This window comes from Rhodoferax sp. OV413 (assembly GCF_945881795.1).
Classification (GTDB): Bacteria; Pseudomonadota; Gammaproteobacteria; order Burkholderiales; family Burkholderiaceae_C; genus Allorhodoferax.
Genome location: NZ_CAMCVG010000025.1, coordinates 1 through 25,656 on the forward strand (window position 1 = coordinate 1; position 25,656 = coordinate 25,656).

The 25,656-nt window shown below is 59.8% G+C and carries 24 protein-coding genes and 2 pseudogenes; 8 read left to right on the top strand and 18 right to left on the bottom strand.

Annotated elements, in window-relative coordinates; genetic code table 11:
* Positions 1–762 (top strand): annotated as a pseudogene (locus Q0O05_RS05000) (hypothetical protein); the annotation flags it as partial.
* Positions 763–800: 38 nt separating this feature from the next.
* Here Q0O05_RS05000 and phoR read toward each other — a convergent pair.
* Genes phoR through pstS form a run of 7 tightly spaced genes read right to left on the bottom strand, consistent with a single transcriptional unit; the run spans position 801 to position 7,373 of the window.
* Entirely contained in the window at positions 801–2,123 is a 1,323-nt protein-coding gene (gene phoR, locus Q0O05_RS05005) for a phosphate regulon sensor histidine kinase PhoR (protein WP_293660860.1), read from the bottom strand.
* 17 nt (positions 2,124–2,140) lie between these two features.
* Entirely contained in the window at positions 2,141–2,878 is a 738-nt protein-coding gene (phoB, locus tag Q0O05_RS05010) for a phosphate regulon transcriptional regulator PhoB (RefSeq protein WP_293660862.1), read from the bottom strand.
* Positions 2,875–3,576, bottom strand: coding sequence for a phosphate signaling complex protein PhoU (phoU, locus tag Q0O05_RS05015; protein ID WP_293660864.1), 702 nt, complete (start codon positions 3,574–3,576; stop codon positions 2,875–2,877). The genes phoB and phoU overlap by 4 nt, the downstream gene beginning before the upstream one ends.
* Before the next feature lie 17 nt (positions 3,577–3,593).
* Positions 3,594–4,373: a phosphate ABC transporter ATP-binding protein PstB gene (pstB, locus tag Q0O05_RS05020; RefSeq protein WP_293660866.1), complete on the bottom strand. Its 780-nt coding sequence runs from the start codon at positions 4,371–4,373 to the stop codon at positions 3,594–3,596.
* A 33-nt stretch (positions 4,374–4,406) separates the two neighbouring features.
* Positions 4,407–5,267 (bottom strand): phosphate ABC transporter permease PstA, encoded by an 861-nt coding sequence (pstA, locus tag Q0O05_RS05025; RefSeq protein ID WP_293660868.1) that lies wholly within the window; start codon positions 5,265–5,267, stop codon positions 4,407–4,409.
* On the bottom strand, positions 5,264–6,295 hold the full coding sequence (gene pstC, locus Q0O05_RS05030; RefSeq protein ID WP_293660869.1) for a phosphate ABC transporter permease subunit PstC: 1,032 nt from the start codon (positions 6,293–6,295) through the stop codon (positions 5,264–5,266). Before pstC ends, pstA begins: the two co-directional genes overlap by 4 nt.
* A gap of 34 nt (positions 6,296–6,329) precedes the next feature.
* On the bottom strand, positions 6,330–7,373 hold the full coding sequence (gene pstS, locus Q0O05_RS05035) for a phosphate ABC transporter substrate-binding protein PstS (RefSeq protein ID WP_293660871.1): 1,044 nt from the start codon (positions 7,371–7,373) through the stop codon (positions 6,330–6,332).
* Positions 7,374–7,603: 230 nt separating this feature from the next.
* On the opposite strand from pstS, the gene Q0O05_RS05040 reads away from it, so the two are divergent.
* Both Q0O05_RS05040 and Q0O05_RS05045 read left to right on the top strand, forming a co-directional pair.
* Positions 7,604–8,104 (top strand): fasciclin domain-containing protein, encoded by a 501-nt coding sequence (locus Q0O05_RS05040; protein WP_293660873.1) that lies wholly within the window; start codon positions 7,604–7,606, stop codon positions 8,102–8,104.
* 191 nt (positions 8,105–8,295) lie between these two features.
* On the top strand, positions 8,296–9,795 hold the full coding sequence (locus tag Q0O05_RS05045; RefSeq protein ID WP_293660874.1) for a Ppx/GppA phosphatase family protein: 1,500 nt from the start codon (positions 8,296–8,298) through the stop codon (positions 9,793–9,795).
* Here Q0O05_RS05045 and Q0O05_RS05050 read toward each other — a convergent pair.
* A complete protein-coding gene (locus Q0O05_RS05050; RefSeq protein WP_293660875.1) occupies positions 9,792–11,594 on the bottom strand; it encodes a phosphodiesterase in 1,803 nt (600 codons plus the stop codon). The genes Q0O05_RS05045 and Q0O05_RS05050 overlap by 4 nt on opposite strands.
* A 169-nt stretch (positions 11,595–11,763) precedes the next feature.
* Between Q0O05_RS05050 and Q0O05_RS05055 the strand changes: the two genes are divergently transcribed.
* Entirely contained in the window at positions 11,764–12,315 is a 552-nt protein-coding gene (locus Q0O05_RS05055) for a hypothetical protein (protein WP_293660877.1), read from the top strand.
* Between the two features lie 23 nt (positions 12,316–12,338).
* Here Q0O05_RS05055 and Q0O05_RS05060 read toward each other — a convergent pair whose 3' ends face one another.
* Genes Q0O05_RS05060 through Q0O05_RS05080 form a run of 5 tightly spaced genes read right to left on the bottom strand, consistent with a single transcriptional unit; the run spans position 12,339 to position 17,725 of the window.
* Positions 12,339–12,800 carry a histidine phosphatase family protein gene (locus tag Q0O05_RS05060; protein WP_293660879.1) on the bottom strand — a complete coding sequence of 154 codons (462 nt, stop codon included), beginning with the start codon at positions 12,798–12,800 and terminating at the stop codon, positions 12,339–12,341.
* A gap of 15 nt (positions 12,801–12,815) precedes the next feature.
* Positions 12,816–14,900: a polyphosphate kinase 1 gene (gene ppk1 / locus Q0O05_RS05065; RefSeq protein ID WP_293660880.1), complete on the bottom strand. Its 2,085-nt coding sequence runs from the start codon at positions 14,898–14,900 to the stop codon at positions 12,816–12,818.
* Between the two features lie 34 nt (positions 14,901–14,934).
* On the bottom strand, positions 14,935–16,017 hold the full coding sequence (locus Q0O05_RS05070; RefSeq protein WP_293660881.1) for a glycosyltransferase family 1 protein: 1,083 nt from the start codon (positions 16,015–16,017) through the stop codon (positions 14,935–14,937).
* On the bottom strand, positions 16,014–16,844 hold the full coding sequence (locus Q0O05_RS05075) for a UDP-2,3-diacylglucosamine diphosphatase (RefSeq protein WP_293660899.1): 831 nt from the start codon (positions 16,842–16,844) through the stop codon (positions 16,014–16,016). The genes Q0O05_RS05070 and Q0O05_RS05075 overlap by 4 nt, the downstream gene beginning before the upstream one ends.
* A gap of 44 nt (positions 16,845–16,888) precedes the next feature.
* Positions 16,889–17,725, bottom strand: a complete 837-nt coding sequence (locus Q0O05_RS05080) for a GNAT family N-acyltransferase (RefSeq protein ID WP_293660883.1) — start codon at positions 17,723–17,725, stop codon at positions 16,889–16,891.
* A 148-nt stretch (positions 17,726–17,873) separates the two neighbouring features.
* Here Q0O05_RS05080 and Q0O05_RS05085 point away from each other — a divergent pair, with 148 nt between their 5' ends.
* Genes Q0O05_RS05085 through arsH form a run of 3 tightly spaced genes read left to right on the top strand, consistent with a single transcriptional unit; the run spans position 17,874 to position 19,730 of the window.
* The gene (locus Q0O05_RS05085; protein ID WP_293660884.1) at positions 17,874–18,602 is read left to right on the top strand and encodes an aquaporin; all 729 of its coding nucleotides are present in this window, start codon (positions 17,874–17,876) and stop codon (positions 18,600–18,602) included.
* Positions 18,599–19,018: an arsenate reductase (glutaredoxin) gene (gene arsC / locus Q0O05_RS05090; protein ID WP_293660885.1), complete on the top strand. Its 420-nt coding sequence runs from the start codon at positions 18,599–18,601 to the stop codon at positions 19,016–19,018. Before Q0O05_RS05085 ends, arsC begins: the two co-directional genes overlap by 4 nt.
* Positions 18,996–19,730, top strand: coding sequence for an arsenical resistance protein ArsH (gene arsH, locus Q0O05_RS05095; RefSeq protein WP_293660887.1), 735 nt, complete (start codon positions 18,996–18,998; stop codon positions 19,728–19,730). Before arsC ends, arsH begins: the two co-directional genes overlap by 23 nt.
* 57 nt (positions 19,731–19,787) lie before the next feature.
* On the opposite strand, the gene glmM is transcribed toward arsH, so the two are convergent.
* The 4 genes from glmM to Q0O05_RS05115 all read right to left on the bottom strand — a co-directional run bounded on the left by glmM (position 19,788) and on the right by Q0O05_RS05115 (position 24,845).
* Entirely contained in the window at positions 19,788–21,119 is a 1,332-nt protein-coding gene (gene glmM / locus Q0O05_RS05100) for a phosphoglucosamine mutase (RefSeq protein WP_293660889.1), read from the bottom strand.
* Between the two features lie 24 nt (positions 21,120–21,143).
* A complete protein-coding gene (folP, locus tag Q0O05_RS05105) occupies positions 21,144–22,067 on the bottom strand; it encodes a dihydropteroate synthase (RefSeq protein WP_293660891.1) in 924 nt (307 codons plus the stop codon).
* 66 nt (positions 22,068–22,133) lie between these two features.
* Positions 22,134–24,053 (bottom strand): ATP-dependent zinc metalloprotease FtsH, encoded by a 1,920-nt coding sequence (gene ftsH / locus Q0O05_RS05110; protein WP_293660893.1) that lies wholly within the window; start codon positions 24,051–24,053, stop codon positions 22,134–22,136.
* A 132-nt stretch (positions 24,054–24,185) separates the two neighbouring features.
* Positions 24,186–24,845, bottom strand: a complete 660-nt coding sequence (locus tag Q0O05_RS05115; RefSeq protein ID WP_293660895.1) for an RlmE family RNA methyltransferase — start codon at positions 24,843–24,845, stop codon at positions 24,186–24,188.
* A gap of 58 nt (positions 24,846–24,903) precedes the next feature.
* Here Q0O05_RS05115 and Q0O05_RS05120 point away from each other — a divergent pair, with 58 nt between their 5' ends.
* Positions 24,904–25,377 (top strand): YhbY family RNA-binding protein, encoded by a 474-nt coding sequence (locus Q0O05_RS05120; protein ID WP_293660897.1) that lies wholly within the window; start codon positions 24,904–24,906, stop codon positions 25,375–25,377.
* 97 nt (positions 25,378–25,474) lie between these two features.
* Here the strand turns inward: Q0O05_RS05120 and Q0O05_RS05125 are convergent.
* Positions 25,475–25,656: pseudogene (locus tag Q0O05_RS05125) on the bottom strand (hypothetical protein); the annotation flags it as partial.

Sequence of the window (25,656 nt, forward strand, 5' to 3'; positions counted from 1 at the left end):
ATCAGCCGCCATCTGTCCTTGCCTGCATGGTTCATTACCGTCACCGTTATTGCCATGTTGCTCTCCGGCGCACCGGACCGCACCCTTCTGGTGGCATTGCCTGCCTTCGCATCCATGGCGGCTTTCGCCCTGCCAACCTTGCGGCGGCAAGTGGCGGCACTCATTGATTGGTTCACCCTCCTCTTCTTTACCGGTTGCGGGCTCGTAATCTGGGTGGTCTGGCTGGCCATGCAAACCGGCATGCCGCCCCAACCCGCCACCAACGTCGCCCGGCTGGCTCCTGGCTTTGAATCGAGTTTTCATGTCGCTCCGTTTCTTTGTGCGGTCCTGGCAACTGCGGCTTGGGCCTACCTGGTTCGCTGGCGGGTAGGCCGGCACCGTGCTGCCATCTGGAAGAGCCTGGTGTTGCCCGCCGGCGGCGCAACTCTGTGCTGGTTGCTATTGATGACGCTCTGGCTTCCCTTGCTGGACTTCGCGCAAAGCGCACGCACTATGGTGAACCAGACCCGGAGTGTCATTGCAGCAGGTGAATGCGCCAGCGTTTTGAACCTCGACACATCCCACATTGCTGCCCTGCAGTGGTACGGCCAGCTGGAACTTTACCCAGCCCGCCGCTCCCGCCAGTGCCAGTGGTTGATCACTGAGCCAGATAGCACCGGTGAAATATCCCCCGCCGTAGACCGCGAGATCTGGGCTGCGCACACCTTGGTGCGGCACCCGGTTGCAGGGGCCGAAATGTTCTGGATACTGAAGCGGCGGTAACGAACAGTCAGCATTGCGCCCGCCGCCCGCCGCCCGCATTATTGGGGCCGCAAGCGGGACGCGTTGAATCGCAGAGTGAATGTAGACCCCCGCCCGAGCGTGCTCTCTATAGACAGTTCTGCACCGTGGCGTTGGGCAACGTGTTTCACGATGGCCAAGCCCAGGCCTGTGCCGCCGGTCTCTCTGGAACGGCTTCTGTCTACGCGGTAAAAACGCTCGGTGAGCCGGGGGATGTGTTCGAGCGCAATGCCCGGGCCCGTGTCCTGCACCGAAAGCTCGGCTTCTCCCTCGGGCGTTTTGCTCCACTGAACCAAGATGCTCTTATTTGCGGGGGTGTAACGGATGGCGTTGCCGATCAGGTTAAACACCGCGCTGTGCAACTCCGATGGCGAGCCGGTCACCGCCACAGCATCTTCCACCAGAAACTTGATTTCCTGAGGCTGGCCCCACACCAGTGCCGACAGGTTGTGTGCTTCCTGCTGGCACTGCAGCAAGAGCTGAACCATGTCCACCAGATCGGTACCCGAGGGTGCGGGGCTGCCCTCGAGGCGCGACAGGGTCAGCAAATCGTTCACCAGGCTCTGCATACGCTCAGCCTGTTGAGACATCAGCCCCAGATAGTTCTGGCGCTCATCCTCGTCCAAGGGCAGGCTCTGCAGAGTTTCCACAAAGCCGGCCAACACCGTCAGAGGGGTACGAATTTCATGCGATACATTGGCTACGAAATCACGGCGCATGGCGTCGGCCTGCTCAAGTGCAGTGACATCTCTCGACAAAAGCAAATTACGGCCTTCGCCATATGGGTGCAGGTGCACGGCCAACCGCACAGGCTTGGTGCCGCTGTTTTCTCGGCCCGGCATCAGCAGACCCTGAGAAAAATCTTGGCTGGAGTAGTAGGAGGCGAAACCCGGGTCGCGCACCAGGTTGCCGAAATGCTGCAGCATATCGCGCCGGGCGTCTAACCCAAAATGCTCTCCTGCCATTTGGTTGAACCACTCTATGCGCCCGCTGGCATCCAACAGTACAACGCCATTGGGCGATGCTTGCAAGGCCGCGAGAAAGTCTTGAAGCTTGGTATCTGCCTCCGCGACGCGGCGGTCACGTGCACGGAACTGCCGGCGCGTGCGGTCCGCCACCTCCCGCCAAAAACCACGTCCCACAGAAAGTTCGGTGGTTTCATCCGACTGCAACCAGCGCATCAGCCGCATCGCGCGCATGGAGTCCGCAATAAACCAACCCATGCTGGCCAGCACCACCCCCACCAACGCGGCAACTCCTTGCGAGAGTGGCCCGGAGAGCGCATAGCCGGCTAACCCGCCGGCCACCTGCAGCAGCAGAAAATAAAAAGCGCGAAAATGCATTCCCTAACTGTAGACGCTCAGGCGCTGGCCCGAGCGGCAGTCTGGGAGGCTGAAGAAACAGGAATAGCGGGTTTTGCTGTTAAACGGTAGCCAGCGCCCCGTACCGTCTCCACCATGGAGCCGGCGTGTGAGAGCGCCTCGCGCAAGCGCTTCACGTGCACATCGACAGTGCGCTCTTCGATGTAAACATGGTCACCCCAGACGTTGTCAAGCAACTGCGCGCGGCTGTGGACACGCTCAGCATGGCCCATGAGGTAGTGCAAAAGCTTGAACTCTGTGGGGCCCAGCTTGAGCGCTACGTCTTCAAAAGACACCCGGTGGGTGGCGGGGTCGAGTGTCAAACCGGCAATGGTCAACGCTTCGCCAGTATTCTCAGGGGTTCTGCGGCGCAACACGGCACGCACGCGAGCCAACAACTCTTTGGTAGAAAAGGGCTTGGCGATGTAATCGTCCGCTCCGGCATCCAGACCCGCCACACGATCGGCCTCGTCGCCCCGCGCAGTCAACATGATGATGGGAACGTCTTTGGTGCGCGGGTCGGCGCGCCAGCGTTTGGCCAAGGTCAAGCCGCTCTCGCCAGGCAACATCCAATCCAACAAAATCAAGTCCGGCCCGGCCGATTCAATTTCACGCAGCGCGGACTCGCTATCCATAGCCCAACGGGGTCTGAACCCGTTGTGCCGGAGGTTCACTGCAATCAACTCAGCGATGGCCGACTCGTCTTCGACCACCAAAACAGCGGGCATGGTTTTCATTGGGTAACGGACTCAATCTTTTCCATGGAGGAGTGACGGACGTCTTCGCCCTTCACAACATAGATGATGAACTCAGCGATGTTTTTGGCATGGTCACCAATGCGCTCGATAGCCTTTGCGAGGAACAACAAGTCCAAGCTCGGGGAGATCATTCGCGGGTCTTCCATCATGTAAGTCACCAGCTTGCGCACGAACCCGTCGAATTCGGCATCAATCAGGTCATCCTCTTTCAAGATGGCAACGGCCGCAACCACGTCGAGACGCGCGAATGCGTCCAGAGCCTTTTTGAGCAGGCCGGAAGCCAGATCAGCCGCGACTCGCAGCTCCAACGAGGGCAAACCGCGAGGCGCACCGCTCTGGATGATGGAGCGCACCATACGGGCAATTTTTTCCGCTTCGTCACCGACACGCTCTAAATTGGCGGTGGTTTTCGAGATGGCAATCAAAAGGCGAAGGTCGCGCGCCGTGGGCTGGCGGCGCGCGATGATGCTGGAGAGTTCACGGTCAATTTCGATTTCCATCGCATTGACACGAGCCTCACGCACAGACACTTCATCCGCTACCTCGACGCTGAATTGCGACAGAGCGTAGATAGCTTGGCGGATTTGCGACTCCACCAAACCACCAAGCTCAAGCACCTGAGAGGAAACCGAGGTCAGCTCACTGTCGAACTGCGCGGACAAGTGTTTATCTGGCATGAAGTGTCTCCCTTGGCTTAGCCGAAGCGACCGGTGATGTAGTCTTCGGTTTCCTTGCGGGTAGGCTTGAAGAACATTTGTTCTGTGGGGCCGAACTCCACCAGGTCGCCGAGGTACATGTAGGCGGTGTAGTCGCTGCAACGGGCGGCTTGCTGCATGTTGTGGGTCACGATAACGACGGTGTAGTCGTTCTTCAGTTCCACAATCAGCTCTTCCACCTTGGCAGTAGAGATGGGATCCAGCGCGGAGCAAGGCTCGTCGAGCAACATGACTTCAGGCTTGATGGCGATACCGCGAGCGATACACAGACGTTGCTGTTGACCGCCGGACAAGCTGGAGCCGCTTTGGTGCAACTTGTCCTTCACTTCATTCCACAGCGCGGACTTGCGCAGTGCCCACTCCACACGCTCTTCCATGTCGGTGGAGCTCAGGTTTTCAAACAGCTTCACACCGAACGCGATGTTGTCATAGATCGACATCGGGAAGGGGGTAGGCTTCTGGAACACCATTCCCACTTTGGCACGCAGCAAGGCAACGTCTTCTTTGCTGGTCAGCAGGTTTTCGCCGTCCAGCAGAATTTGGCCTTCGGCGCGCTGCTCGGGATAGAGCTCAAACATGCGGTTAAAGATACGCAGCAAGGTGGACTTACCGCAACCGGAAGGTCCGATGAACGCGGTAACGCGCTTTTCGGGAATTTCCATGTTGATGTTCTTCAAGGCATGGAACTTGCCATAGTAGAAGTTCAAGTTCTTAACAGAAATCTTGGACTGAGCCTGTGTGCTAGGTGTATTCGACATGATGTATTCCTTTAATTCAGTGCGCTGTGCGCATCAGAGCTTCGAGCGGGTCACAACCCGGGCCAAAATGTTCAGTCCCAAAACTGCCAGGGTGATCAGGAAAACACCTGCCCACGCCAATTGCTGCCAGTTTTCGTAAGGGCTCATCGCGAACTTGAAGATGGTCACAGGCAAGCTGGCCATGGGTTCGCTCAAAGAAGAGGTCCAGAACTGGTTGCTCAGGGCAGTGAACAGCAAGGGCGCTGTTTCACCTGCAATGCGGGCCACAGCCAGCAAAACACCTGTAATGACACCCGCGCGGGCAGCCTTGAGCGTGATGTTCAATATCACTCTCCACTTGGGGGCACCCAGAGCGTAAGCGGCTTCGCGCAGACCGGCCGGCACCAGTTGCAGCATGTTCTCTGTGGTACGAATGACCACCGGAATCACGATCAGCGCCAGGGCCATCACACCCGCGTAACCGGAGAAGCTCTTGAAGCGGGAAACTATCACAGCGTAGACAAACAGACCGATCACGATGGATGGCGCAGACAACAAGATGTCGTTCACGAATCGCACTGTGGAAGACAGCCAGCTCTTGCTGTCGAATTCCACAAGGTAGATACCAGCCATCACGCCGATAGGCGTGCCCACAAAGGTTGCCAGAGACACCATCAAGACCGAGCCATAAATGGCGTTCGCCAAGCCGCCCGACTCATTGGGAGGGGGGGTCATTTCGGTCAGGGTGGCGATCGCCAGACCACCAACACCCAGGCGGACGGTTTCCCACAAAATCCAAAACAACCAGAACAAGCCAAAAGCCATGGCTGCCAGGGAGAGGCCGGTGGCAAGGTAATTGATGCGGTTGCGGTGCGCAAAGCGCGCTGCATGCACTTTTTCGAGATTCGCGTTCATGTCTTAGTTCCTTCCGACTTACGCAGTTGTGCCAGCATGAGCTTGGAGAGAGAAAGAATCACAAAGGTGATGAAGAACAGAACCAAGCCAAGGTACATCAGGGCAGCCTGGTGCATCCCTTCGCCGGCTTCGGCAAATTCGTTGGCCAGCGCGGAGGTAATACTGTTCGCGGCCTGGAACAAGCTCAAGGAGTCGAGCTGGTTAAAGTTACCAATCACGAAGGTGACAGCCATGGTTTCACCAATGGCGCGCCCGAGTCCCAACATGATGCCGCCGATAACACCAGACTTGGTGTACGGCAAAACCACCTTGGTTACGACTTCCCAAGTGGTTGAACCCAGGGCGTAAGCAGACTCTTTAAGGATGGGCGGAGTGACTTCGAACACATCGCGCATCACAGACGCGATGAACGGGATGATCATGATCGCCAGGATGATGCCGGCGGACAAAATGCCGATTCCCACGGGAGGGCCGGAGAAAAATGCGCCGATATAGGGGATGCCCTGTGTCAAGGATTGCATGGGTACTTGCACGTAGGTGGCCAGCACAGGGCCGAACACCAGCAGACCCCACATACCGTAAACAATCGAGGGCACAGCGGCGAGCAGTTCAATCGCAGTACCCAATGGGCGCTTAAGCCACGAAGGCGAAAGCTCTGTCAAAAACAAGGCGATACCGAAGCTCACCGGCACCGCAATCACCAAGGCGATCAAGGAGGTGGCCAAGGTACCGTAAATCATGACCAAACCACCGAACTCTTCTTGAACGGGGTCCCACACGGTGCTGGTCAGAAAGCTCAGGCCATATTTGCTGATGGCCGGCCATGCGCTCATGGTGAGCGTGACCAGAATGGACACCAGGAGCAGCAAAGTGACCAGGGCTGCCGCTTTGGCGGCGTAGCCGAATATCCGGTCCGCCAATGGACCGGAGCGGGCGCGTTTCATCGGTGGCGGTTTTATCGTGGCACGGGATTGCTGCTGCGCAGCCGACTTGCCTGGGGAATCCCCATGAGCGAGAGTTGAAGACATGGGGATTCCTCCTTCAAGAACGAACTGGTACTACTTATTTGAATGCTATGGGCTTGCCAGCGCCGTCCTTAATGTCGCCCCAGGCCTTTTGGATGGAAGCAACCACCGCTGGAGGCATAGGCACGTAGTCCAGTTCTTCAGCGGATTTGGAGCCGTTGGTGTAAGCCCAGTTGAAGAACTTCAGCGCTTCAGAAGCATTGGCGGGCTTGTCTTGCTTGAGGTGCATCAGAATGAAGGTAGCACCGGAAATGGGCCAGGCGTTGGCACCAGGCTGGTTCGTCAGGATTTGGTAGAAAGTCTTGGACCAATCGGCACCAGCGGCGGCTGCCTTGAAGGTTTCGTCGTCAGGCTTCACGTAGTTACCGTTCGCGTTTTGAACTACCGCGTAGCTGAGCTTGTTTTGCTTGACATAAGAGTATTCAACGTAGCCCAGGGAGTTGGGCAGACGAGCCACGAAAGCGGCCACGCCTTCGTTACCCTTACCACCGGCACCCACGGGCCAGTTCACGGCTGTGCCTTCGCCCACTTTGGACTTCCATTCAGCATTCACTTTGCTCAGGTAGTTCGTGAAGATGAAGGTGGTGCCGGAGCCGTCAGCGCGGCGCACTTGGGCGATAGCTGCGTCTGGCAGGTTCAGGGTGGGGTTCAAAGACTTGATAGCGGGGTCGTTCCACTTGGAAACCTTGCCCAGGTAGATGTCGCCCAGCACTTGACCGGTCAGCTTCATTGCGCCGGGTTCGATACCCTTCACGTTGATGATGGGGACCACACCGCCCAAAACGGTGGGGAACTGCAGTTGGCCCTTGGTCTTCAACACTTCATCAGTCAATGGCAGGTCAGACGCGCCGAAGTCAACTGTCTTGGAGTCGATTTGACGGATACCGCCGCCGGAGCCGATGGACTGGTAGTTCACCTTGACGCCGGTGGCTTTGTTGTAGTCAGAAGCCCACTTGGAATAGATAGGAGCGGGGAAAGAAGCACCTGCGCCAGTGATTTCTTGCGCAGACACGATGCCGGAGCCGGCAAACAGGGCGCCGGCAGCGACGGCCAGAGCGATACGGTGGAAAGTCAATGTCATGGATAAACCCTTAAAGGTGAGGTTGGGGGAGGCAGACCGACGCACTCTAAGAAACTTTTGTGACAATTTTGTGATTTTTCGACTTGCAACCGTCAAAGAAGCTCAGCAGAAGCTCCACAGAAGCGAAGTCGTCACGCAGTAATCCCGAAACACAAAGCGAACACTTAATTCACGAGAATGTCACAAAAAATTCTTACTCTCACAGGTCAAAAACTTTTTTGGAGTCCTTCATGCCCGCTCTTTCCCTGCCCCGCCGTTCGCTTCTGGTTGTAGCCGCTCTGACAGTCGGCCTGAGCGGTTGCGCGACCGTGTCCCAGCCCGTGACTGTGGCCGAAACCATAGCAACAACGCCTTCCCTGAGCACCCTGAACTCGTTGGTGGTTAAGGCTGGTCTGGTGGACGCACTGAAAGCCACCGGCCCCTTCACCGTGTTTGCGCCCAACAATGACGCATTCAAAAAGGTTCCCGCCAAGACTCTGGACGAGCTGGCTGCCAACCCTGACAGGCTCAAGGCTGTTCTGACATTCCATGTGGTGCCCGCCAAGCTGGCGGCCGCCGAAGTCAAGAACGGCAACGTCAAGTCCCTGCAAGGCTCGAACCTGGCCCTGTCTAAGGCTGGCGAGTTCGTGACCGTTGAAGACGCCATGGGCCAACCACCCGAAATCATGGCCACCAACGGCGTTGTGCACGTCATTGACGCCGTGCTGCTGCCACCAGCCCCCGCCAAGTAAGCTCTCGCTTTTTAGCGGCCAAATGGCTGCTAGCGCACGTAAAATGTGCGCTAGCAGCTATTTTTTTTATAGCAAATAGTTTATTGCGTTGACTGCGCTGAACCCTGGCGCCCGAAATCCGCTGAATTGCCCATGCCGCACACGGGGTTACCATTCCCACCTTGCCAATCACTCTTCTCACCTGAAATCTCATGAATAACGGAACCCGCCTGGCTGCAGTGGACTTAGGCTCCAACAGCTTCCGGCTTGAAATTGGACGGGTGGAACACAACGAATTCCAGCGCACCGAGTACATCAAAGAAACCGTCCGCCAAGGCGGTGGGCTCGATGAAGACCGCAACCTGACTCCCGCAGCCATGCAGGCCGGCTGGGACTGCCTGGCCCGCTTTGGCGAACGCTTGGCCGGCTTCAAGCCCAGTGAAGTGAAAGCCGTCGCCACACAAACCTTGCGCGAAGCGCGCAACCGCGACGTTTTTCTGGAAAAAGCCAATGCCGTGCTGGGCTTCCCGATCGACGTGATCTCCGGCCGCGAAGAGGCCCGCCTGATCTACCAGGGGGTGGCCCACATGCTGCCCGCGAGCACGGAACGCCGCTTGGTTATCGACATCGGCGGACGCTCAACCGAGCTGATTCTGGGAAACGGCATCGTGCCCGGCACCATGGAGTCGTACCGGGTGGGCAGTATTGCCTGGTCCAAGCGCTACTTTCCTGAGGGGACTTTCAGCCGCAAGTCGTTCGAAATTGCAGAAATTGCGGCCAAAGCAGTGCTGGACGAAGCCTTTGACGCCTACCACCCCCAGCTGTGGGACACGGCGTACGGGTCGGCAGGCACGGTGGGCGCCATCGGCGACGTCTTGACCGCCGCCGGATGGGACCAGGGCGTGCTCACGCAGGATGGGTTGGACTGGCTGCTGGAGCGCCTGATCAGTGCCCAAAATGCCGACCGCCTGCGTATTGCGGGCATGCGGGAAGACCGCCGCGCCATTATCGGCGGCGGCCTGAGCGTGATGCGAGCGATTTTCAGCCTGCTGGGAATCAAAGAGATGCAGCAAGCCGTGGGTGGACTGCGCCACGGCCTGATCTGCGACTTGACCGGCAGCGCACGAGACTACGGTGACCTGCGCGCCAAGAGCGTGCAGCGGCTGGCGTCTAAGTTCAACGTCGATACAGCGCACAGCGCCCGCGTGGACAAGGTGGCCACGCAACTGCTGCAACAGGTCCTGGGCAACTTTGATGCCGCAGAGTCCCAACGCCTGCTACGCAAAGTGAGCTGGGCCGCTGAAGTGCACGAGATCGGCAGCTACATTTCGCATAGCGACTACCACAAGCATGGTGCCTACATTCTGGACAACGCAGACGCTGCCGGCTTCTCTTTGCCCGAAATGCACCGCCTGAGCTTGCTGGTGCTGGGACACCGCGGGAAGCTGCGGAAAATCGAGGCCGACTTGATGCAGGACGACCTGGTGTTGCAATTGATTTGCCTGCGTCTGGCAGTGATTTTGTGCCACGCCCGCCGCGACCCCGACCTCGAGGGCATGACCCTTCAGACTGGCCCGCAGGGTAGCCGGGAGTTGCAACTCAGCTGCCGCAGCGGCTGGGCAACGGCCTTTCCGCAAAGCGCGCACCTGCTGCGGGAAGAGGCGCTTTCGTGGCAAAAAACGCAGTGGGTCCTGACGGTGAACGGGCTCTAGCTCAACACGATTTGATGGATACCGGAGGGCGACAATTTGGCTTCATGCTTGGCCATGGCAGCCAGATTGGCGACCCCTTCTGCCCCTGAGTCAACAGCCCCGTCAACCACCAAAGCGCCTACAGACACGGTAGTACACGGGAAGAACCGCCGCACGCCGTGCCGGTCCTCCGCTTCGATGCCACCTGCGGTGCGGGCATCCTCGTCAAACAACATCCGCGCGCGCTCTGCGAAGTCGTTCACCAGCCGCTCGCAGCGCTTAAGCCAGTCCGGGCTCTGAAACAAAATAATGAAGTCGTCTCCGCCCACGTGCCCCAGAAAGTCGCGCTGCGAGTCGCACTGCTCCATGGCAATGCGGGCCAACAGCCGGATCATTTCGTCTCCACGCCAGTAGCCGTAGTAGTCGTTGTAGGGCTTGAAGTGGTTCAAGTCCGCATAGCAGGCGACAAAGCGGACCTGCTTTTTCAGAAGCCGCTCAATGTGCTGCGTGATGGGAATGTTGCCCGGCAGGAATGTCAGCGGGTTGGCGTGTCGGGCGGCCTCGATGCGGGTTTCAGTGACCGAGCGCACGAGCTGATCGCCAGTTCCGAGCCCCACGTAACTGCCGTTTTCGGTGACGATAAAGCCGTCGCTCAGGTAGCGCTGGTCCTGGGAAGTCAGGATCCCGACCAGCTCATCCACACTGTGCTCCCGCTCAATCAGGCGCGGCTCACGGTTGGCGTGGATGAAGCAGGGCTTACGGCCCCACACCTCGCGGTAATACAGCTTGCTGTATTCGTTCATGAATTGAGCGCGGTTGATGATGCCCACCGGTCGGTCGCCCTCGGTGACGGCAATTGCGTGCAACTGAGAGTCCTCCATAAAGATGCGCGCCAGGTCATCGATGCTGGTGTTGGGGTTTACCGTTGGCGCGTTGATCAAGGACAGGCTGCGCAAATGTCCCCCTTGAGAGAGCCGCCCGAGCTCCGGGAACACCGCAACCTGCCGCTCGGAAAGCACACGCCGAGGCTCAGACAACAGCGTCTTGAGCGGGTTGACCTCCGGCCGGCCCAGGAAATAGCCTTGTCCGTATTCAATTCCCAGGTCCCGCAAGATGCGCAGGTCCTGAGCGTTCTCCACGCCTTCAGCGACCAGGGCACTGCCGAAAATAGATGCAATTTGTTGCAGCGCCTGAATGGTCTTGAGCTTGTCGCCGTCGGCGCTGAGGTTGCGGATGAAGTACTTGTCGATCTTCACCACCTCGGGCTTGAGTTGCGACCACAAACGCAAACTGGAGTGCCCATCGCCAAAATCATCCAGAGCCAGGCTCAGGCCGATTGAACGCACCTGCTCCACCACCTCGGCCAACCGGTCCATGTTTTCAACTCTGTCGTGCTCGGTGATCTCAAGAACCAGCGAACGCGGCGTGACATTGCACTCCTGAATCCAACGCAACAGGCCTTCCACACCGTGCTGCTCCATGGCGGAAATCATCACGTCAGCGCTGATGTTGACAAACAGCCTTCCCGCTGTGTTGAGCCGCCCCCACTGCTTGAGCACCGCGCCGATACAGGCAATCTCCAGGTCGAAGCTCATGCCCGCCGCCGCTGCGGAACCGAACAATGCCTCAGGCATATAGAAGTCAGAACCCTGCGGGCCTCGAATCAGGGCCTCGTGAGCATAAAAGCTGCCATCGTCCAGCTTGACGATGGGCTGAAACACCGGGGAGAGCGCGTGGTCTGTGATGACCGACCGCAAGGCTTCACGCGACAGTCCTGTCGAGGTGGGAACGTCGGCAGGCTGCAACGGGGCTGATGGCATAAAGCGTCCGAACGACAAATTGTGATAAAAAAAGTATCGATCCGATGGGTGACATAGGGGTGACACGAGAGTGACTTTCAGAGGCAATGCATCCACAAAACACACGCCTGTTCACTTTTTGGAGAAAACGCTATAAACTATATATACCGTTTATTTAAGGAGTGCCTCAGTGACATCTACAGAACAAACCACCAACACCACAAGCGCCGCCCCGGCAGCTGCCCAAGCCAAAACGGCACCCAAAGCTGCCGCTAAAGCGGCAAAGGCCCCATCTGTCAAGACGGCCGCCAAAGCCGCCGCAAAGCCGGCTGTGAAGGTGGCCGAAAAGATAGTTGCCAAGGTCGCTACAAAAGCAGCGCCTAAAGCGGCGCCTCAAGCATCTGCAAAGGCTCCCGCCAAAACTGCAGCCAAGCCTGCTACCAAAGCTGTAGCAGCTCAGGCAGCAGCAAAGACCCCTGCCAGCGCTGCAGCCTCAAAAATCGAAAAACCGAAGAAGCCCAAAATGGTCCGAGACAGCTTTACCATCCCCAAAGACGAGTACGACGTGCTGGACGTGCTGAAGTTGCGCGCAGCCAAGTTGGGTAGCCCCGCGAAGAAGACAGAACTGATCCGCGCCGGCATGAAGTCGATTGCAGGTATGTCTGACGTTGCACTCAAGGCCGCTTTGGCGTCCGTCCCCAGCCTCAAAACCGGCCGCCCTGCCAAGGGCAAGAAGGCCTAAGCAACGGCCTTCCCCCCGAGTGACTACATGAGCTCGGGGGATTGCACGGTGACAACCACAGTCTGGCCGACACCGTCGCGTTCGCGATAACGCAGCCACCAGAGTGCGCCCTTTTTCATGGCGCACTCTGCCTCTGCCAGACCCAGCAGTTTCGAAATGGTGCAACCCAGCGTGGGCTGATGTCCCACAACGAGGACGCAGCCTTTGGCATGGGGCCATTGCGCAAGCTGCAACAAATCCTCAACTCCGCACAGGGGCGCCAACGCAGCATGCGTTTTGTACTTGCGCTCTAAAGCCATGGCAGTTTGCTCCGCGCGGGTCGCTGGGCTGACCCAGACTTTGGCTCCTTCCGGGAGCTGGCGGTCCAGCCACGCAGCCATGCGAGCAGCCTGCTTTTCACCCTTGGCTGTGAGTGAGCGCAGCATGTCGTCGCCTACCAGCTCGAGATCGATTGCTTCCGCGTGACGCCACAAGATCAGATCCACGTCCCGTTCCTCCCTTTAACTCATTTCCAGCCGGCCATACCGGTCCATCAGCGCCCTCTGCGCCCCGTGGGGCAGGAGGTGCCCGTCCAGCCGTGCCCGCGCATAGCTGCCATCGGGCTGCATGTCCCACGCATCAACGCCGTCAAGCAAGTAGGCCACCAGACACTCGTCAATCACCCGTCGCTTCAGCGCCTCATCGGTGACCGCCCAGGCCAGCTCCACCCGGCGAACCATGTTTCGGTTCATCCAATCTGCACTGGAGAGGTAAATGTCCTCCACCTCGCCCACACGGAAATAGAACACCCGCGAATGCTCCAGGAAGCGCCCGATGATGGAGCGCACACGAATGTTGTCGGTATAGCCCGGCACACCTGCCGGCAGTATGCAAGCGCCGCGCACAATCAGATCAATCTTTACGCCTTGTTGACCCGCCGCAATCAGGCTGCGTACCAAGGCCTCGTCGGTCAGGGAATTCATTTTGGCGACGATACGCGCGTCTTGGCCTGCGGCGGCAGCCTGGCCCCAGGCGTCCAACTTTTCAATGAGCTGTTGGTGCAGGTGGAAGGGCGCCATCCACAGCTTGTGCAGCTTAGGCAGCTCGTTCTGGCTTGCAAGATGCACGAACACCTGCTCCATGTCGGATGTGATGCCGGCATCGGCGGTGAGCTGGCTGATATCGGTGTACAGGCGCGCGGTGCGGGGGTTGTAGTTGCCGGTGGATAGGTGGCCGTACCGCTTGAGTGACTTGCCTTCTCGCCGTGTCACCAGCATCATCTTGGCGTGGGTTTTGAGGCCCACCACGCCGTAGACCACCTGCGCACCGATGGACTCCAGCATCTCTGCCCAGTTGATGTTGGCTTCTTCATCAAACCGGGCCTTGAGCTCTACGACCACAGTCACCTCTTTACCGCGGCGTACCGCTTCGCGCAACAGGTCCATCAGTTCCGAGTCGGCACCTGTGCGGTAGATGGTCTGCTTGATCGCCAGCACCTTCGGGTCCTGCACCGCTTCGCGTAAAAAGGCCAGTACACCGTCGAAACTCTCAAAGGGCTGGTGGATCACGATGTCGCGCTCTTTGAGTTGCTCAAAGATGGAGCGCGTGAGGTGCATCTGCACCGGGAAACGCGGCTTGTATGACGCAAAACACAAGGAAGGCCGGTCCACCAAATCAATCAGTTGGGTCAGCCGCACCAGATTCACCGGGCCTTGCACCCTGAACAGGGACTTGTCGGGCAGGGCGAACTGCTTGAGCAAAAAGTCCGCCAAGTGCTCCGAGCAGCCGGCGGAGACTTCGAGTCGCACGGCCTGGCCGTAGTGGCGGTGCTCCAAACCCTGTCGCAGGGCCATGCGCAGGTTCTGCACATCATCCTCGTCCACCGCCAAGTCGGAATGGCGGGTGACGCGGAACTGAGAGAACTGCCAAAGCTCACGACCCTTGAACAAATCAGCCAAGTGCGCTCGTATGACACTGGACAGAGACACGAACAGCGCCTTGTTGCCCGCCACCCTGCCGGGCATGCGAATAAGACGAGGCAGCACGCGCGGCACCTTGACAATGGCAATCTCGTTCTCACGGCCGAAGGCGTCTTCGCCGCGAAGTCGGACAATGAAGTTCAGCGACTTGTTGGCCACTTGCGGGAACGGGTGAGACGGATCGAGCCCCACAGGAATCAGAAGAGGGCGTACTTCTTTCTCGAAGTATTGCTTTACCCAGGCGCGCTGTGCCACGGTGCGGTCGCCATGCGCCACGATGCGAATGCCTTCGGAGGCAAAGGCCGGCATGAGCAATTCGTTGTAGATGCTGTACTGCCGCGCCACCAGCTGATGCAGTGCGTCCGCCAGGCGGTCAAAGCTCTCGGTCGAGTATTGACCTTTCTCATCCTGCGCCAGAGCCGCGCTCAGATGGGGCTCGGCGCGCACTTCGAAAAACTCGTCCAGGTTCGAAGAAACGATGCACAAGTACCGCAGGCGCTCCATCAGGGGGACGTCTGAGCGCACGGACCAATTCAACACACGCTCGTTAAAGGCCAGGAGGCTGAGGTCACGGTCCAGCAACCGTGGATCTGCAATGGAAGCGCGCTCCTGAAATGATGTCAACATGGCGTTACTCAAATGACTGAATGATGTCAGATTTTTACGTTTCTGATGAAATTTTGGTGATGGCCATGCCTACCGTTGCACTGCGGCTGAAGCGGCTACCCGGACGCGCCGGGACCAGATGTCCCGCGAACATCAGAGACGCATAGGCCCAGCTGAATTGGAGGGCGCGGTTTCTCGCTTCGTGTCGAGGCACGCTCAGGGCGCCGTACCACGCGATGGCAAGGTTTCTGTGGAGCACGCCGCCCTTGGGAGGCGTACCCAAGGCCTCTGAAGGGGCATGCACCGGAAAAGCCGCCACCGGCGTACCTGATGCCATGGCCTCAAGCATGACCAAGCCGGAGGTCTCTATCTGGTTGGGCATCACCAACACATCCGCCGCGGCGTACACCTGTGCCAACTCCATGCGCGGCAGCAGGCCCATCCAGCGGACCGTGGGGTAGCGGTCCTTCAGGTCTTTTTCTCGCGGACCAACGCCGCACACGACTTTGGTTCCGGGCACATCGAGCTTCAGGAACGCTTCGATATTCTTCTTGTTGGAGATGCGTCCCACGTACAGGGACACAGGCCGCGCCAGCACCCCCAGGGCGGGATGGACCTGCGGGGTCTCGCGGTACTGGAAAAACTGGGTGTCTACCCCGTGCGCCCAGCTGCGCAGATTGCGAAATCCCTTGTCCGCCAGCATGCCCAGCATGCCGGACGTTTGCACCATCACGCCAGACGAGGGTTTGTGGAAGTGCCGTGTCAGGGCATAGCCCGCCCAAAGGGGCACACCGAGGGCAGCATGCAAAATCTCGGGCATGCGGGTGTGGTATGAGGTGGTGAACGCCAGATCGTGCTTGAGGCAATGGCTTCTTGCGGCCCAGCCCAGCGGCCCCTCGGTGGCGAGGTGAATGGCATCTACCCCCGCTTCGTCGAGCCGGGCGGCAATCGCCTTGCCCGAAAACAAAGCGAGATCAATTCCCCGAAAGCCGGGGCAAGGCCGTGTGGGGAACAGCCCGGGGTGCACGACCTCGACGGAGTGTCCCAGGCCCTTGAGTTCTTCTACGAGTTCGACCAGGGTAGTCACTACCCCGTTGACCTGTGGCAACCAAGCGTCGGTTACCAGGATCAGTTTCATGCGTGCGCTGCCTGCAAGGGCGCAGGCAGCAGGGACACTGCAGGCTTGCCAGGGGTGTCTGACCAGTAGATCAGCTCCAAGGTACCGTCCATGTGTTCCACCAGTGCCGAGCGGCTCTCGACCCAGTCCCCATCATTGCAATACAGGGTACCGTCGATGGTGCGCATTTCCGCACGGTGAATGTGTCCGCAGATCACGCCATCGTGGCCCCGGTGACGGGCCTCGGCGGCAACAGCCCGCTCAAAATCGGTCACGTAGTTCAGCGCCATCTTGACCTTGTGCTTGAGGTACTGAGACAACGACCAGTAAGGCAAACCCAGGCGTGCGCGCAGGTTGTTTACATGACGGTTCATGCGCAGGGTGAATTCGTAGGCGTAGTCACCGGTATAGGCCAGCCACTTGGCGCGCTGAATCACCGCATCGAAGTAGTCGCCATGGGTAATCCACATGCGGCGGCCGTCTGCGGTCAGGTGCACGGTGTCCTCGTGGACCTCGATGCCGCCGAAATTCTGACCCACAAAGGCGCGGGCAAATTCGTCGTGGTTACCGGGAACAAACACAACACGGCAGCCTTTACGGGCGCGGCGCAGCAGCTTTTGGATGACGTCGTTGTGGGCTTGCGGCCAGAACCAGCGACGACGGAGCTGCCAGCCGTCAATGATGTCGCCAATCAGATACAGGTTGTCGCTGGGGTGGTGCTTCAGAAAGTCCAGCAGCGGCTTGGCTTGGCAGCCTTGGGTGCCGAGGTGGATGTCGGACACAAAGACCGCACGGAAACGACGATGGCTGACTTCGTCGTCTGCATCGGGGCCGTCGGCGGCGGCCATCAGGTCATTCATCTTGGCGCCAAGGGTATCGAAAGAGTTGCGCATCATGCCCCCAGAAAGTGTTTGCGATATCGGGCCGGCAAATCTGCAATGCGCATGAGCATCGGCAAGTCCGCGGTGTTGAAGTCAGGATCCCAGGCCGGCGCACCGAGCACCTTGGCTCCCAGGCGCAGGTAGCCTTTGATCAGTGAGGGAGGCTCCACATCGAGGGTGGAATCCAACTGATCAATCGGCAGTGGCAGCCGGGGACGGACGTGAAATTCGATAGGCGCCAGATGCGTCACCTGTACCTGACGCCAGATGCTGGCTGCCACGTCGCCGCTGACCATGCCGTTGTGAAGCATGGGCACGCTGGCGCAACCGATCATGGTGTCGAGCTGATTGCGCACCATGAATTCGGCCAGGGCGCCCCAGAGCGCCATGATGACGCCGCCATGGCGATGGTCACGGTGCACGCAGCTGCGGCCGAGCTCCACCATGCGCTCCCGCATCGAGCGCAGGCGGGTGAGGTCGAATTCGGTATCGCTGTAAAAGCTGCCCACGCGCTTGGCCTGGGCTGCGGTGAGCACGCGGTAGGTGCCAACCACTTGGCCGGTGGCGCGGTCGCGCACCAGGAGGTGCTCGCAGAAGTTGTCGAACAGGTCGATGTCGTGGCCGGGAAGCGGCGTGCTCAATCGGGCGCCCATTTCACCGGCAAACACCTCGTAGCGCAGTCGCTGTGCAGCGCGGACATCATCCTGGTGGAGCGCCCATTGCACTTCCAAGCCACTTTTGCCTGATGCAGGTGTGGGCGCAGAAGACGCCGACTCCAGCGGCAGGCTGATGTCCTGCGAGCCTGGTTGCGCCGGGGTTGGCGCAATAGGGGCTGCGGAAAACGTCATTCACTATCCTTTTATTCTGTTTATACGCAATACGGTGAAGTGTGCGGACTCGCGGTGACCCGAACATGGCATATATGTGAATAATTTGTGACAAATATGTAGCGAAGCTTCGCCGAGGGAGACATGGTTTTTTCGATACCATCCCCCCATGCCCCATGAAACTTCGATGACACATTCGAGCCCCAGCCTGGCACAACAGGCACTTTCCGAATTTGCCGGCACCGCCCTGCTGTTATGCGCGGTCATCGGCTCGGGCATCATGGCCCAGCGGCTGTGCGGCGGAAACGATGGGCTGGCTCTACTGGCCAACACCTTGGTTACCGTGTTTGCGCTGTTTGTGCTGATTGAAACCCTGGGGCCGGTGAGCGGTGCGCACTTTAACCCGCTGGTTACCCTGCTTATGTGGTCAAAAAGCCAGCTAGCCCCCGTCAATCAAGCGCGAACAGCTATATTTTTCATAGCGGCGCAACTCTGTGGCGCAGTCGCGGGTGCGGCCCTGGCCAATGCCATGTTTGAGTTGCCCTTGCTGCACTTCAGCCAGCACCTGCGCGGCGGTTGGGATGCGGCGGGCCAATTCACCGGCTGGGGCCAGTGGCTGGCTGAGGCGGTCGCCACAGGCGGGCTGCTGTTCACTATTCTTCGCGCGCCGCCGGGCAAGGCCAGCGCATTGGTGGCCTGTTACATCGGCGCGGCCTACTGGTTTACTGCCAGCACCTCGTTTGCCAACCCCGCCGCGGTTTGGGGCCGCATGTTCAGCGACACCTTTGCCGGCATTGCGCCCGCGAGCGCCTTCGGATTCGTGCTGGCGCAATCCGTGGGCGCTTTGCTCGGCGTAGGCTTGGCTGGGGCACTTCACATCGAGAAAGACACGAAATGACTATCACCATTTTCCACAACCCCGACTGCGGCACCTCCCGCAATACCTTGGGCCTCATTCGCAACTCCGGCGCCGAGCCCACGGTCATCGAATACCTCAAAAACCCGCCGACCAAGGCCCGATTGCAAGAGCTGCTGGCTGCCATGGGAACCGGTCCCCGGCCGCTGTTGCGCGAAAAAGGCACGCCTTACGCTGAGCTCGACCTGGCCAACCCGAAATGGTCCGACGGCGAACTGCTGGACTTCATGCTGTCGCACCCGATTCTGATCAACCGCCCCATCGTCGAAACGCCCTTGGGGACCCGCCTCTGCCGCCCCTCAGAGCTGGTGCTGGACATATTGCCCAACGCCCAACTAGCAGCGTTCAGCAAAGAAGACGGCGAAGTAGTCGTGAATGACAGGGGTGAACGTGTCTGAATTAAGTAAGGCTCTGCCCCAGCTGGACCTGGCCCACTTCCGGCTTCCTGACACCTCGGCGCTGCGTCCGGCGCCTTCGGCACACGCTCCGCGCATTGGGCTGCTCTACGGTTCGCTGCGCCCGCGGTCTTTCAGCCGCTTGCTGACTGAAGAGGCGGCCCGCCTACTGCAAGCCATGGGGGCCGAGACACGCATCTTTCACCCCGGCGGCCTGCCCCTGCCCGACGACGCGCCCGAGACCCACCCGAAGGTGCAGGAACTGCGCGAACTAACGCAGTGGTCCGAAGGCATGGCCTGGACTTCGCCCGAGCGCCATGGCGCCATGACCGGCATCATGAAAACGCAAATCGACTGGATTCCGCTCCAAATCGGCGCCGTGCGCCCCACGCAGGGTAAAACGCTGGCGGTGATGCAGGTGTGCGGCGGATCGCAAAGCTTCAACGCAGTGAACCAGATGCGCGTGTTGGGCCGCTGGATGCGCATGGTCACCATCCCCAACCAGAGCTCGGTGGCCAAGGCGTTCATGGAGTTTGGCGACGACGACCGCATGAAACCTTCGGCCTACTTTGACCGCGTGGTCGATGTGATGGAGGAACTCATGAAGTTCACCCTGCTCACCCGCGACGCTTGCGACTACCTGGTGGATCGCTACAGCGAACGCAAAGAGAGCGCGGAGCAACTGATGCAACGGGTGAATCAGACGAGCCAATAGCGGCAAGCTGCGCGGCTCGTGCTCCCGGCAGTAGCCAGCGCGCCCGGCGAAGCAGGCTCAGGCCTTCAAAGTGTCGGCAATGCGTTGGGCGCAATGTTGGGCCTGAGCCGCATCGCGTGCTTCGACCATCACCCGCACCAAAGGCTCGGTGCCGCTGGCGCGAATCAACACGCGCCCACTGTCGCCCAATACGGCCTCGGCGGCCTGGGTTTCGGCGGCAAGGCGCGGATTACTTTTCCAATCCTGCCCGGGGCTCAGGCGCACGTTGATCAGGGTTTGCGGGAACAAGGTCACTCCGGCCAGCAGCTCGGCCATGGTCTTAGCGCTGCGCACACAGGCTTGCAGCACCTGCAGCGCGGATACAAGCCCGTCGCCGGTGGTGTGCTTGTCCAGCGCCAACAGGTGGCCCGAGCCTTCACCGCCCAAAAGCCACTTGTGCTTTTCCAACTCTTCGAGCACATAGCGGTCGCCGACCTTGGCCCGTACGAACTGCACGCCACGCCCCTTCAGGGCCACTTCGACTGCCATATTGGTCATCAGCGTGCCAACCACGCCGGGCACATGCTCGTCGCGGCCAAGACGGTCGTCTGCCATCAGGTAGAGCAACTCGTCGCCGTTGTAGAGGCGGCCGCTGGCGTCCACCAGCTGGAGGCGATCGGCATCACCGTCCAGCGCCACGCCGAAGTCGGCATGGTGGTCTTTTACCGCCTGCACCAGCGCTTCGGGGTGGGTGGCACCCACGCCCTGATTGATGTTGAGTCCATCGGGCGAACAACCGATGGCAATGACCTCTGCGCCCAGCTCGTGAAAGACTTTGGGTGCGATGTGATACGCCGCGCCGTGGGCTGCGTCCACCACGATTTTCATGCCCTTCAGGGTCAGGTCGTTGGCAAAAGTGCTTTTGCAAAACTCAATGTAGCGACCCGCCGCATCATCGAGGCGGCGGGTCTTGCCCAGCTGCGCGGACGCAGCCCAGACTGGCGCTCGCTGCAGGGCAGCTTCTACTGACAGCTCCCAGGCGTCCGGCAGCTTGGACCCCGCCGCGCTGAAAAACTTGATGCCGTTGTCCGCAAACGGGTTGTGGCTGGCGCTGATCACGACGCCAAGAGACGCCCGCTGCGCCCGCGTGAGGTAGGCCACGCCGGGGGTGGGCAGCGGGCCGAGCAGCACCACATCCACGCCGGCGGAGTTAAATCCGCTCTCAAGCGCACTCTCCAGCATGTAGCCGGAGATACGTGTGTCCTTGCCGATGAGCACTGTCGGCCGCGCCTCGGTTTCCTTAAGCACATGGCCCACCGCGTGCGCCAGACGCAGCACAAAGTCGGGGGTGATGGGTGCTTGCCCCACGGTGCCGCGGATGCCGTCGGTGCCGAAATATTGTCGTGACATGGGTTCTCCCTTGGTTTTGTTGAATTAGGTTTGGGCGCGCGGGCCCTGGTGCAGCTCAACCTTTGTCGATGCCGGCCTTTGCTGCGCCCGCATAGCGGCCAGTACCTTGAGCGCACTCACCGTATCGCGCACATCATGCACCCGCAGCACATGGGCGCCGTTCTGCGCGGCCAGCAAGGCGGCAGCCACACTGGGCGCGCGGCGCAGGTCGGTGTTCATGCCGGCGGCCTGCTCGCCAGGCGCAAGACTCACCGCCGCTAACGACGACTTGCGCGACCAGCCCGCCAGCACCGCATAACCTGCCGGTACCGCCTGCGCCTGCCGCGCCAACAACGCAAAGTTCTGGTCCACGGTTTTACCGAAGCCGATACCGGGATCCAAGCAAATTCGGGTCTTATCGACCCCTAGCCCCCGTAGATATTGCGTCTGCAGCTCTAAAAACGATAGCACCTGTGGCACCACATCGCCCTGCATGGGGGCGGTTTGCATGGTCTGCGGGTCGCGGTGCATGTGCATCAGGCACACCCCACAGCCGGGGCTCGCTGCGACAACATCGCGGCCGGTCAGGCCCCGTTCATCCCCCGCCCAGCGCAGCGCCCAGACGTCGTTGATGATGTCCACCCCCAAATCAAGCGCCGCCTGCATGACCGCGGGTTTGTAGGTGTCGACTGATACCGGCACACCCAGGGTGAGTGCATGACGCAGCACCGGCAGCACGCGGGAGAATTCCTGCTCGGCGCTCACGGGTGGCGCACCTGGCCGGGTGGATTCGCCGCCGATATCCAGAATATCTGCGCCCTCCCGCAGGAGGGTGTCGCAGTGGGCCATGGCGGCTTCGGCGCTGGAGTGCGTCCCACCGTCAGAAAATGAGTCGGGCGTGACATTGACGATTCCCATCACCCGGGGCTGGCTCAGGTCGATGGAAAAACGGGTCGTTTTCCAATGCATGCGGGTGCTTCGCTCCCAAACACCACAGGGCCCTCGGGCCCTGTGAATCTGTGTTTACTCTACAACTTATGCCGCGTTGGGGGCGGCCTCGGGCGACACCGGCGGTGTCGTACCGCCGCTTCCGTCGCCACTGTTGCTGGACGGCGTGCGGGGCGTCCAGTCCCGGGGCGGGCGGGGCTCACGGCCGGCCATGATGTCGTCCAGCTGGTCGCTATCGATGGTTTCCCACTCCAACAGGGCCCGTGCCATGGTGTGCATCTTGTCCTGGTTGTCTTCAATCAGCTTGCGGGCCAAGGCGTACTGCTCGTCAATGATGCGGCGCACCTCGCGATCCACAGTTTGCATGGTCTGCTCGCTCATGTTGGTTGTCTTGGTGACACTGCGACCCAGGAAGACTTCACCTTCATTTTCGGCATAGACCATCGGGCCCAGAGCGTCGGTCATGCCGTAGCGCATGACCATGTCGCGGGCGATCTGGGTGGCACGCTCAAAGTCGTTCGAGGCGCCGGTGGTCATTTGCTTCATGAACACTTCTTCGGCAATGCGGCCACCAAACAACATGCTGATCTGGTTGAGCATGAACTCGCTGTCGTAGGAGTAACGGTCCGCAGCGGGCAGACTCATGGTCACCCCCAGGGCACGGCCACGGGGAATGATGGTCACTTTGTGAACCGGATCGCACTTGGGCAACAGCTTGCCGATCAATGCATGGCCGGACTCATGGTAGGCCGTGTTCTTGCGCTCGGACTCCGGCATCACCATGCTCTTGCGTTCCGGACCCATCAGAATTTTGTCTTTGGCCTTCTCGAAGTCTTGCATGTCCACCAGACGCGCATTGCGGCGGGCCGCCATCAGCGCAGCCTCGTTACACAGGTTTGCCAGATCGGCACCGCTCATGCCGGGGGTGCCGCGGGCAATCACGCTGGCGCTCACGTCCTGACCCAAAGGAACCTTGCGCATGTGCACATTCAAAATCTGCTCGCGGCCGCGGATATCGGGCAGCGTCACGTAGACCTGACGGTCAAACCGGCCCGGGCGCAGCAAAGCGGCATCCAGGATGTCGGGACGGTTGGTGGCGGCCACCACGATGACACCTACGTTCGTCTCAAAGCCGTCCATTTCCACCAGCATCTGGTTGAGGGTTTGCTCGCGCTCGTCGTTACCGCCGCCTAGGCCTGCGCCACGCTGGCGGCCCACGGCGTCGATTTCATCGATGAAGATGATGCAAGGGGCATTTTTCTTCGCGTTGTCGAACATGTCTCGCACGCGGGAGGCTCCCACGCCGACAAACATTTCCACGAAGTCAGAGCCCGAAATGCTGAAGAAGGGCACCTTGGCCTCGCCGGCAATTGATTTGGCCAACAGGGTTTTGCCGGTTCCCGGAGGGCCCACCAGCAACAAGCCGCGCGGAATTCGCCCGCCGAGCTTTTGAAACTTGGAAGGGTCCTTTAAGAAGTCGACGACTTCCTTCACTTCTTCCTTGGCTTCGTCGCAGCCGGCCACATCAGCGAACGTCACGGTGTTGGTGTTTTCATCCAGCAGGCGCGCCTTGCTCTTGCCGAAGCTGAAGGCTCCACCCTTACCGCCGCCCTGCATCTGACGCATGAAATAAACCCAGACGCCAATGAGCAGCAGCATAGGACCCCAGCTCACCAGCAAGGTCATGAGCAGAGAACCTTCTTCGCGGGGCTTGACGTCGAACTTCACGCCGTTATTGATGAGGTCGCCCACCAGGCCGCGGTCCAAGTAAGTTGCGGTGGTGCGGACTTTGCGGTCGTCGGAAGTGATGGCCAGAATCTCGGTGCCGCCCTGCCCTTCCTGAATCAACGCGCTCTTGATTTGCTTGTTGCGCACCTGCTCCAGGAAGTCGGAATAGCCGACGGTTCCGGACGCGGTAGCACGGGAATCGAATTGCTTGAAAACGGTGAAGAGCACCAAGCCGATCACCAACCACACCGCAACTTTAGAAAACCACTGATTGTTCAAGCGAAGCTCCCAGAAGGACACAAGGGCCCATGCCTCGTGTAAGTAGGTTTGATTTTAGGCCTTTCAAGTGCTAAGAGCACCTTTTAAGAATTGCCGACCCCTATAAACCACAAGGAATTGCCGCCAAACCGCCTAAACGCCCTTGAGCCCCAGGCCCACCAGAAAGGTTTCGGACGAGCGGTCGCGCGAAGCCTTGGGCTTGAGCGGCTTGGCGGTGATGAAGGTCTCTTTGAACTTCTGCACCACCGCGTTGTAGCTGCCGCCATGGAACACCTTGGCAACCAGGGCGCCCTGCGGCTTCATGTGGCTCTGCGCAAATTCGATGGCCAGTTCCACCAGGTATTCCACGCGCGCGGCATCGGCCGAAGAAATGCCCGAAAGATTAGGCGCCATGTCAGAGACGACCAAATCGGCCTTGCGCCCGGCCAGCGCTGTCTCGAGCTGTACCAGGGTTTCGGCCTCACGAAAGTCGCCCTGAATAAAGGTCACACCCTCGATCGCCTCCATGGGCAAAAGGTCAAGCCCGATGATGGTGCCGTTCATCTCGCCCGCCGCAGCGCCCTGCGGCGACATCCGCCGGCGCAGGTACTGGCTCCAGGCGCCCGGCGTGCAACCGAGGTCCACCACCAATTGCCCGGGCTTGACCAGGTGCAGGGTTTCGTCAATTTCCTTGAGCTTGTAAGCCGCACGGGCGCGATAGCCTTCTTTGTTGGCCAGTTTGACGTAGGGGTCGTTGATATGGTCGTGCAACCATGCTTTGTTGACCTTGCTGCTGCTCTTTTTGATGCTCATAGTTCCTGTTCGCCAGCGCTAGGCGCCAGCCATCCCCCGCCGAGGACATAATACCCCCATGCCCCACATCCAATTGACTCCTGCTCAGCGCAAAGAACACCGCGCTGAAGCCCACCACCTCGACCCGGTGGTCCTGGTCGGCGGCGATGGCCTGACTGCCAACGTCAAAAAAGAAATCGACGCCGCCCTCAACGCCCACGGCCTGATCAAGGTGCGCGTGTTTTCTGACGACCGCCTTGCCCGCGACGAGATGTTCAAAACCCTGGCCGACGAGCTCAACGCTGCGCCCATTCAGCACATCGGCAAACTACTGGTGCTCTGGCGGCCCAAGCCCGCCAAGGAAAAAACGGTCGACGAAGACCGCATGCCCGGCCCGCGCGACTTCAAGGTGTTGAAGTTCGGCCGCCCCGGCCAACGGCCCGAGGTCAAGACCCTGCGTGTGCTTGGCAACCAGCGCCTCACCCCCGGCGGCAACATCAAACGCGCCAAGCCGAAGCCACCCACCAGCATCAAGAAGCGCAGCCAAACCTGAGCCCAACTGGGCTGCCTTTAAGGCCTCCGGCTCCTGTCTTTTCTGCTTTTTCTGCTTTTTCTTCTCGTTGAAAACCGGAGCTTTGCGTCCGGTTTTTTTATGTCTGGGCGTCAGTGCGGGCGCCTGAGTGATTGACTACTTGTTTCGCGGACTGTGCCGCCACCATGCAGCGCATCACCCACAGCGAGCACAACCACTGCGCCAAATACAACGCACTTCCGATCCGGTGCCACAAAGCCAGATTCTCGCGGGCAACGATACGTGGAGCCACGGCCAGCT

Excerpts from the sequence above, each read along its gene's own strand:
- ppk1 (WP_293660880.1), bottom strand. The coding sequence starts at position 14,900 with ATGTTGACATCATTTCAGGAGCGCGCTTCCATTGCAGATCCACGGTTG.
- phoU (WP_293660864.1), bottom strand. The coding sequence starts at position 3,576 with ATGCCAGATAAACACTTGTCCGCGCAGTTCGACAGTGAGCTGACCTCG.
- phoB (WP_293660862.1), bottom strand. The coding sequence starts at position 2,878 with ATGAAAACCATGCCCGCTGTTTTGGTGGTCGAAGACGAGTCGGCCATC.
- Q0O05_RS05075 (WP_293660899.1), bottom strand. The coding sequence starts at position 16,844 with ATGGCCGCCGCCGACGGCCCCGATGCAGACGACGAAGTCAGCCATCGT.
- folP (WP_293660891.1), bottom strand. The coding sequence starts at position 22,067 with ATGCATTGGAAAACGACCCGTTTTTCCATCGACCTGAGCCAGCCCCGG.
- Q0O05_RS05050 (WP_293660875.1), bottom strand. The coding sequence starts at position 11,594 with ATGCCATCAGCCCCGTTGCAGCCTGCCGACGTTCCCACCTCGACAGGA.
- Q0O05_RS05045 (WP_293660874.1), top strand. The coding sequence starts at position 8,296 with ATGAATAACGGAACCCGCCTGGCTGCAGTGGACTTAGGCTCCAACAGC.
- Q0O05_RS05085 (WP_293660884.1), top strand. The coding sequence starts at position 17,874 with ATGCCCCATGAAACTTCGATGACACATTCGAGCCCCAGCCTGGCACAA.
- pstS (WP_293660871.1), bottom strand. The coding sequence starts at position 7,373 with ATGACATTGACTTTCCACCGTATCGCTCTGGCCGTCGCTGCCGGCGCC.
- arsH (WP_293660887.1), top strand. The coding sequence starts at position 18,996 with ATGACAGGGGTGAACGTGTCTGAATTAAGTAAGGCTCTGCCCCAGCTG.
- phoR (WP_293660860.1), bottom strand. The coding sequence starts at position 2,123 with ATGCATTTTCGCGCTTTTTATTTTCTGCTGCTGCAGGTGGCCGGCGGG.
- Q0O05_RS05080 (WP_293660883.1), bottom strand. The coding sequence starts at position 17,725 with ATGACGTTTTCCGCAGCCCCTATTGCGCCAACCCCGGCGCAACCAGGC.
- pstA (WP_293660868.1), bottom strand. The coding sequence starts at position 5,267 with ATGAACGCGAATCTCGAAAAAGTGCATGCAGCGCGCTTTGCGCACCGC.
- Q0O05_RS05115 (WP_293660895.1), bottom strand. The coding sequence starts at position 24,845 with ATGAGCATCAAAAAGAGCAGCAGCAAGGTCAACAAAGCATGGTTGCAC.
- Q0O05_RS05070 (WP_293660881.1), bottom strand. The coding sequence starts at position 16,017 with ATGAAACTGATCCTGGTAACCGACGCTTGGTTGCCACAGGTCAACGGG.
- pstB (WP_293660866.1), bottom strand. The coding sequence starts at position 4,373 with ATGTCGAATACACCTAGCACACAGGCTCAGTCCAAGATTTCTGTTAAG.
- arsC (WP_293660885.1), top strand. The coding sequence starts at position 18,599 with ATGACTATCACCATTTTCCACAACCCCGACTGCGGCACCTCCCGCAAT.
- glmM (WP_293660889.1), bottom strand. The coding sequence starts at position 21,119 with ATGTCACGACAATATTTCGGCACCGACGGCATCCGCGGCACCGTGGGG.
- Q0O05_RS05040 (WP_293660873.1), top strand. The coding sequence starts at position 7,604 with ATGCCCGCTCTTTCCCTGCCCCGCCGTTCGCTTCTGGTTGTAGCCGCT.
- pstC (WP_293660869.1), bottom strand. The coding sequence starts at position 6,295 with ATGTCTTCAACTCTCGCTCATGGGGATTCCCCAGGCAAGTCGGCTGCG.
- Q0O05_RS05120 (WP_293660897.1), top strand. The coding sequence starts at position 24,904 with ATGCCCCACATCCAATTGACTCCTGCTCAGCGCAAAGAACACCGCGCT.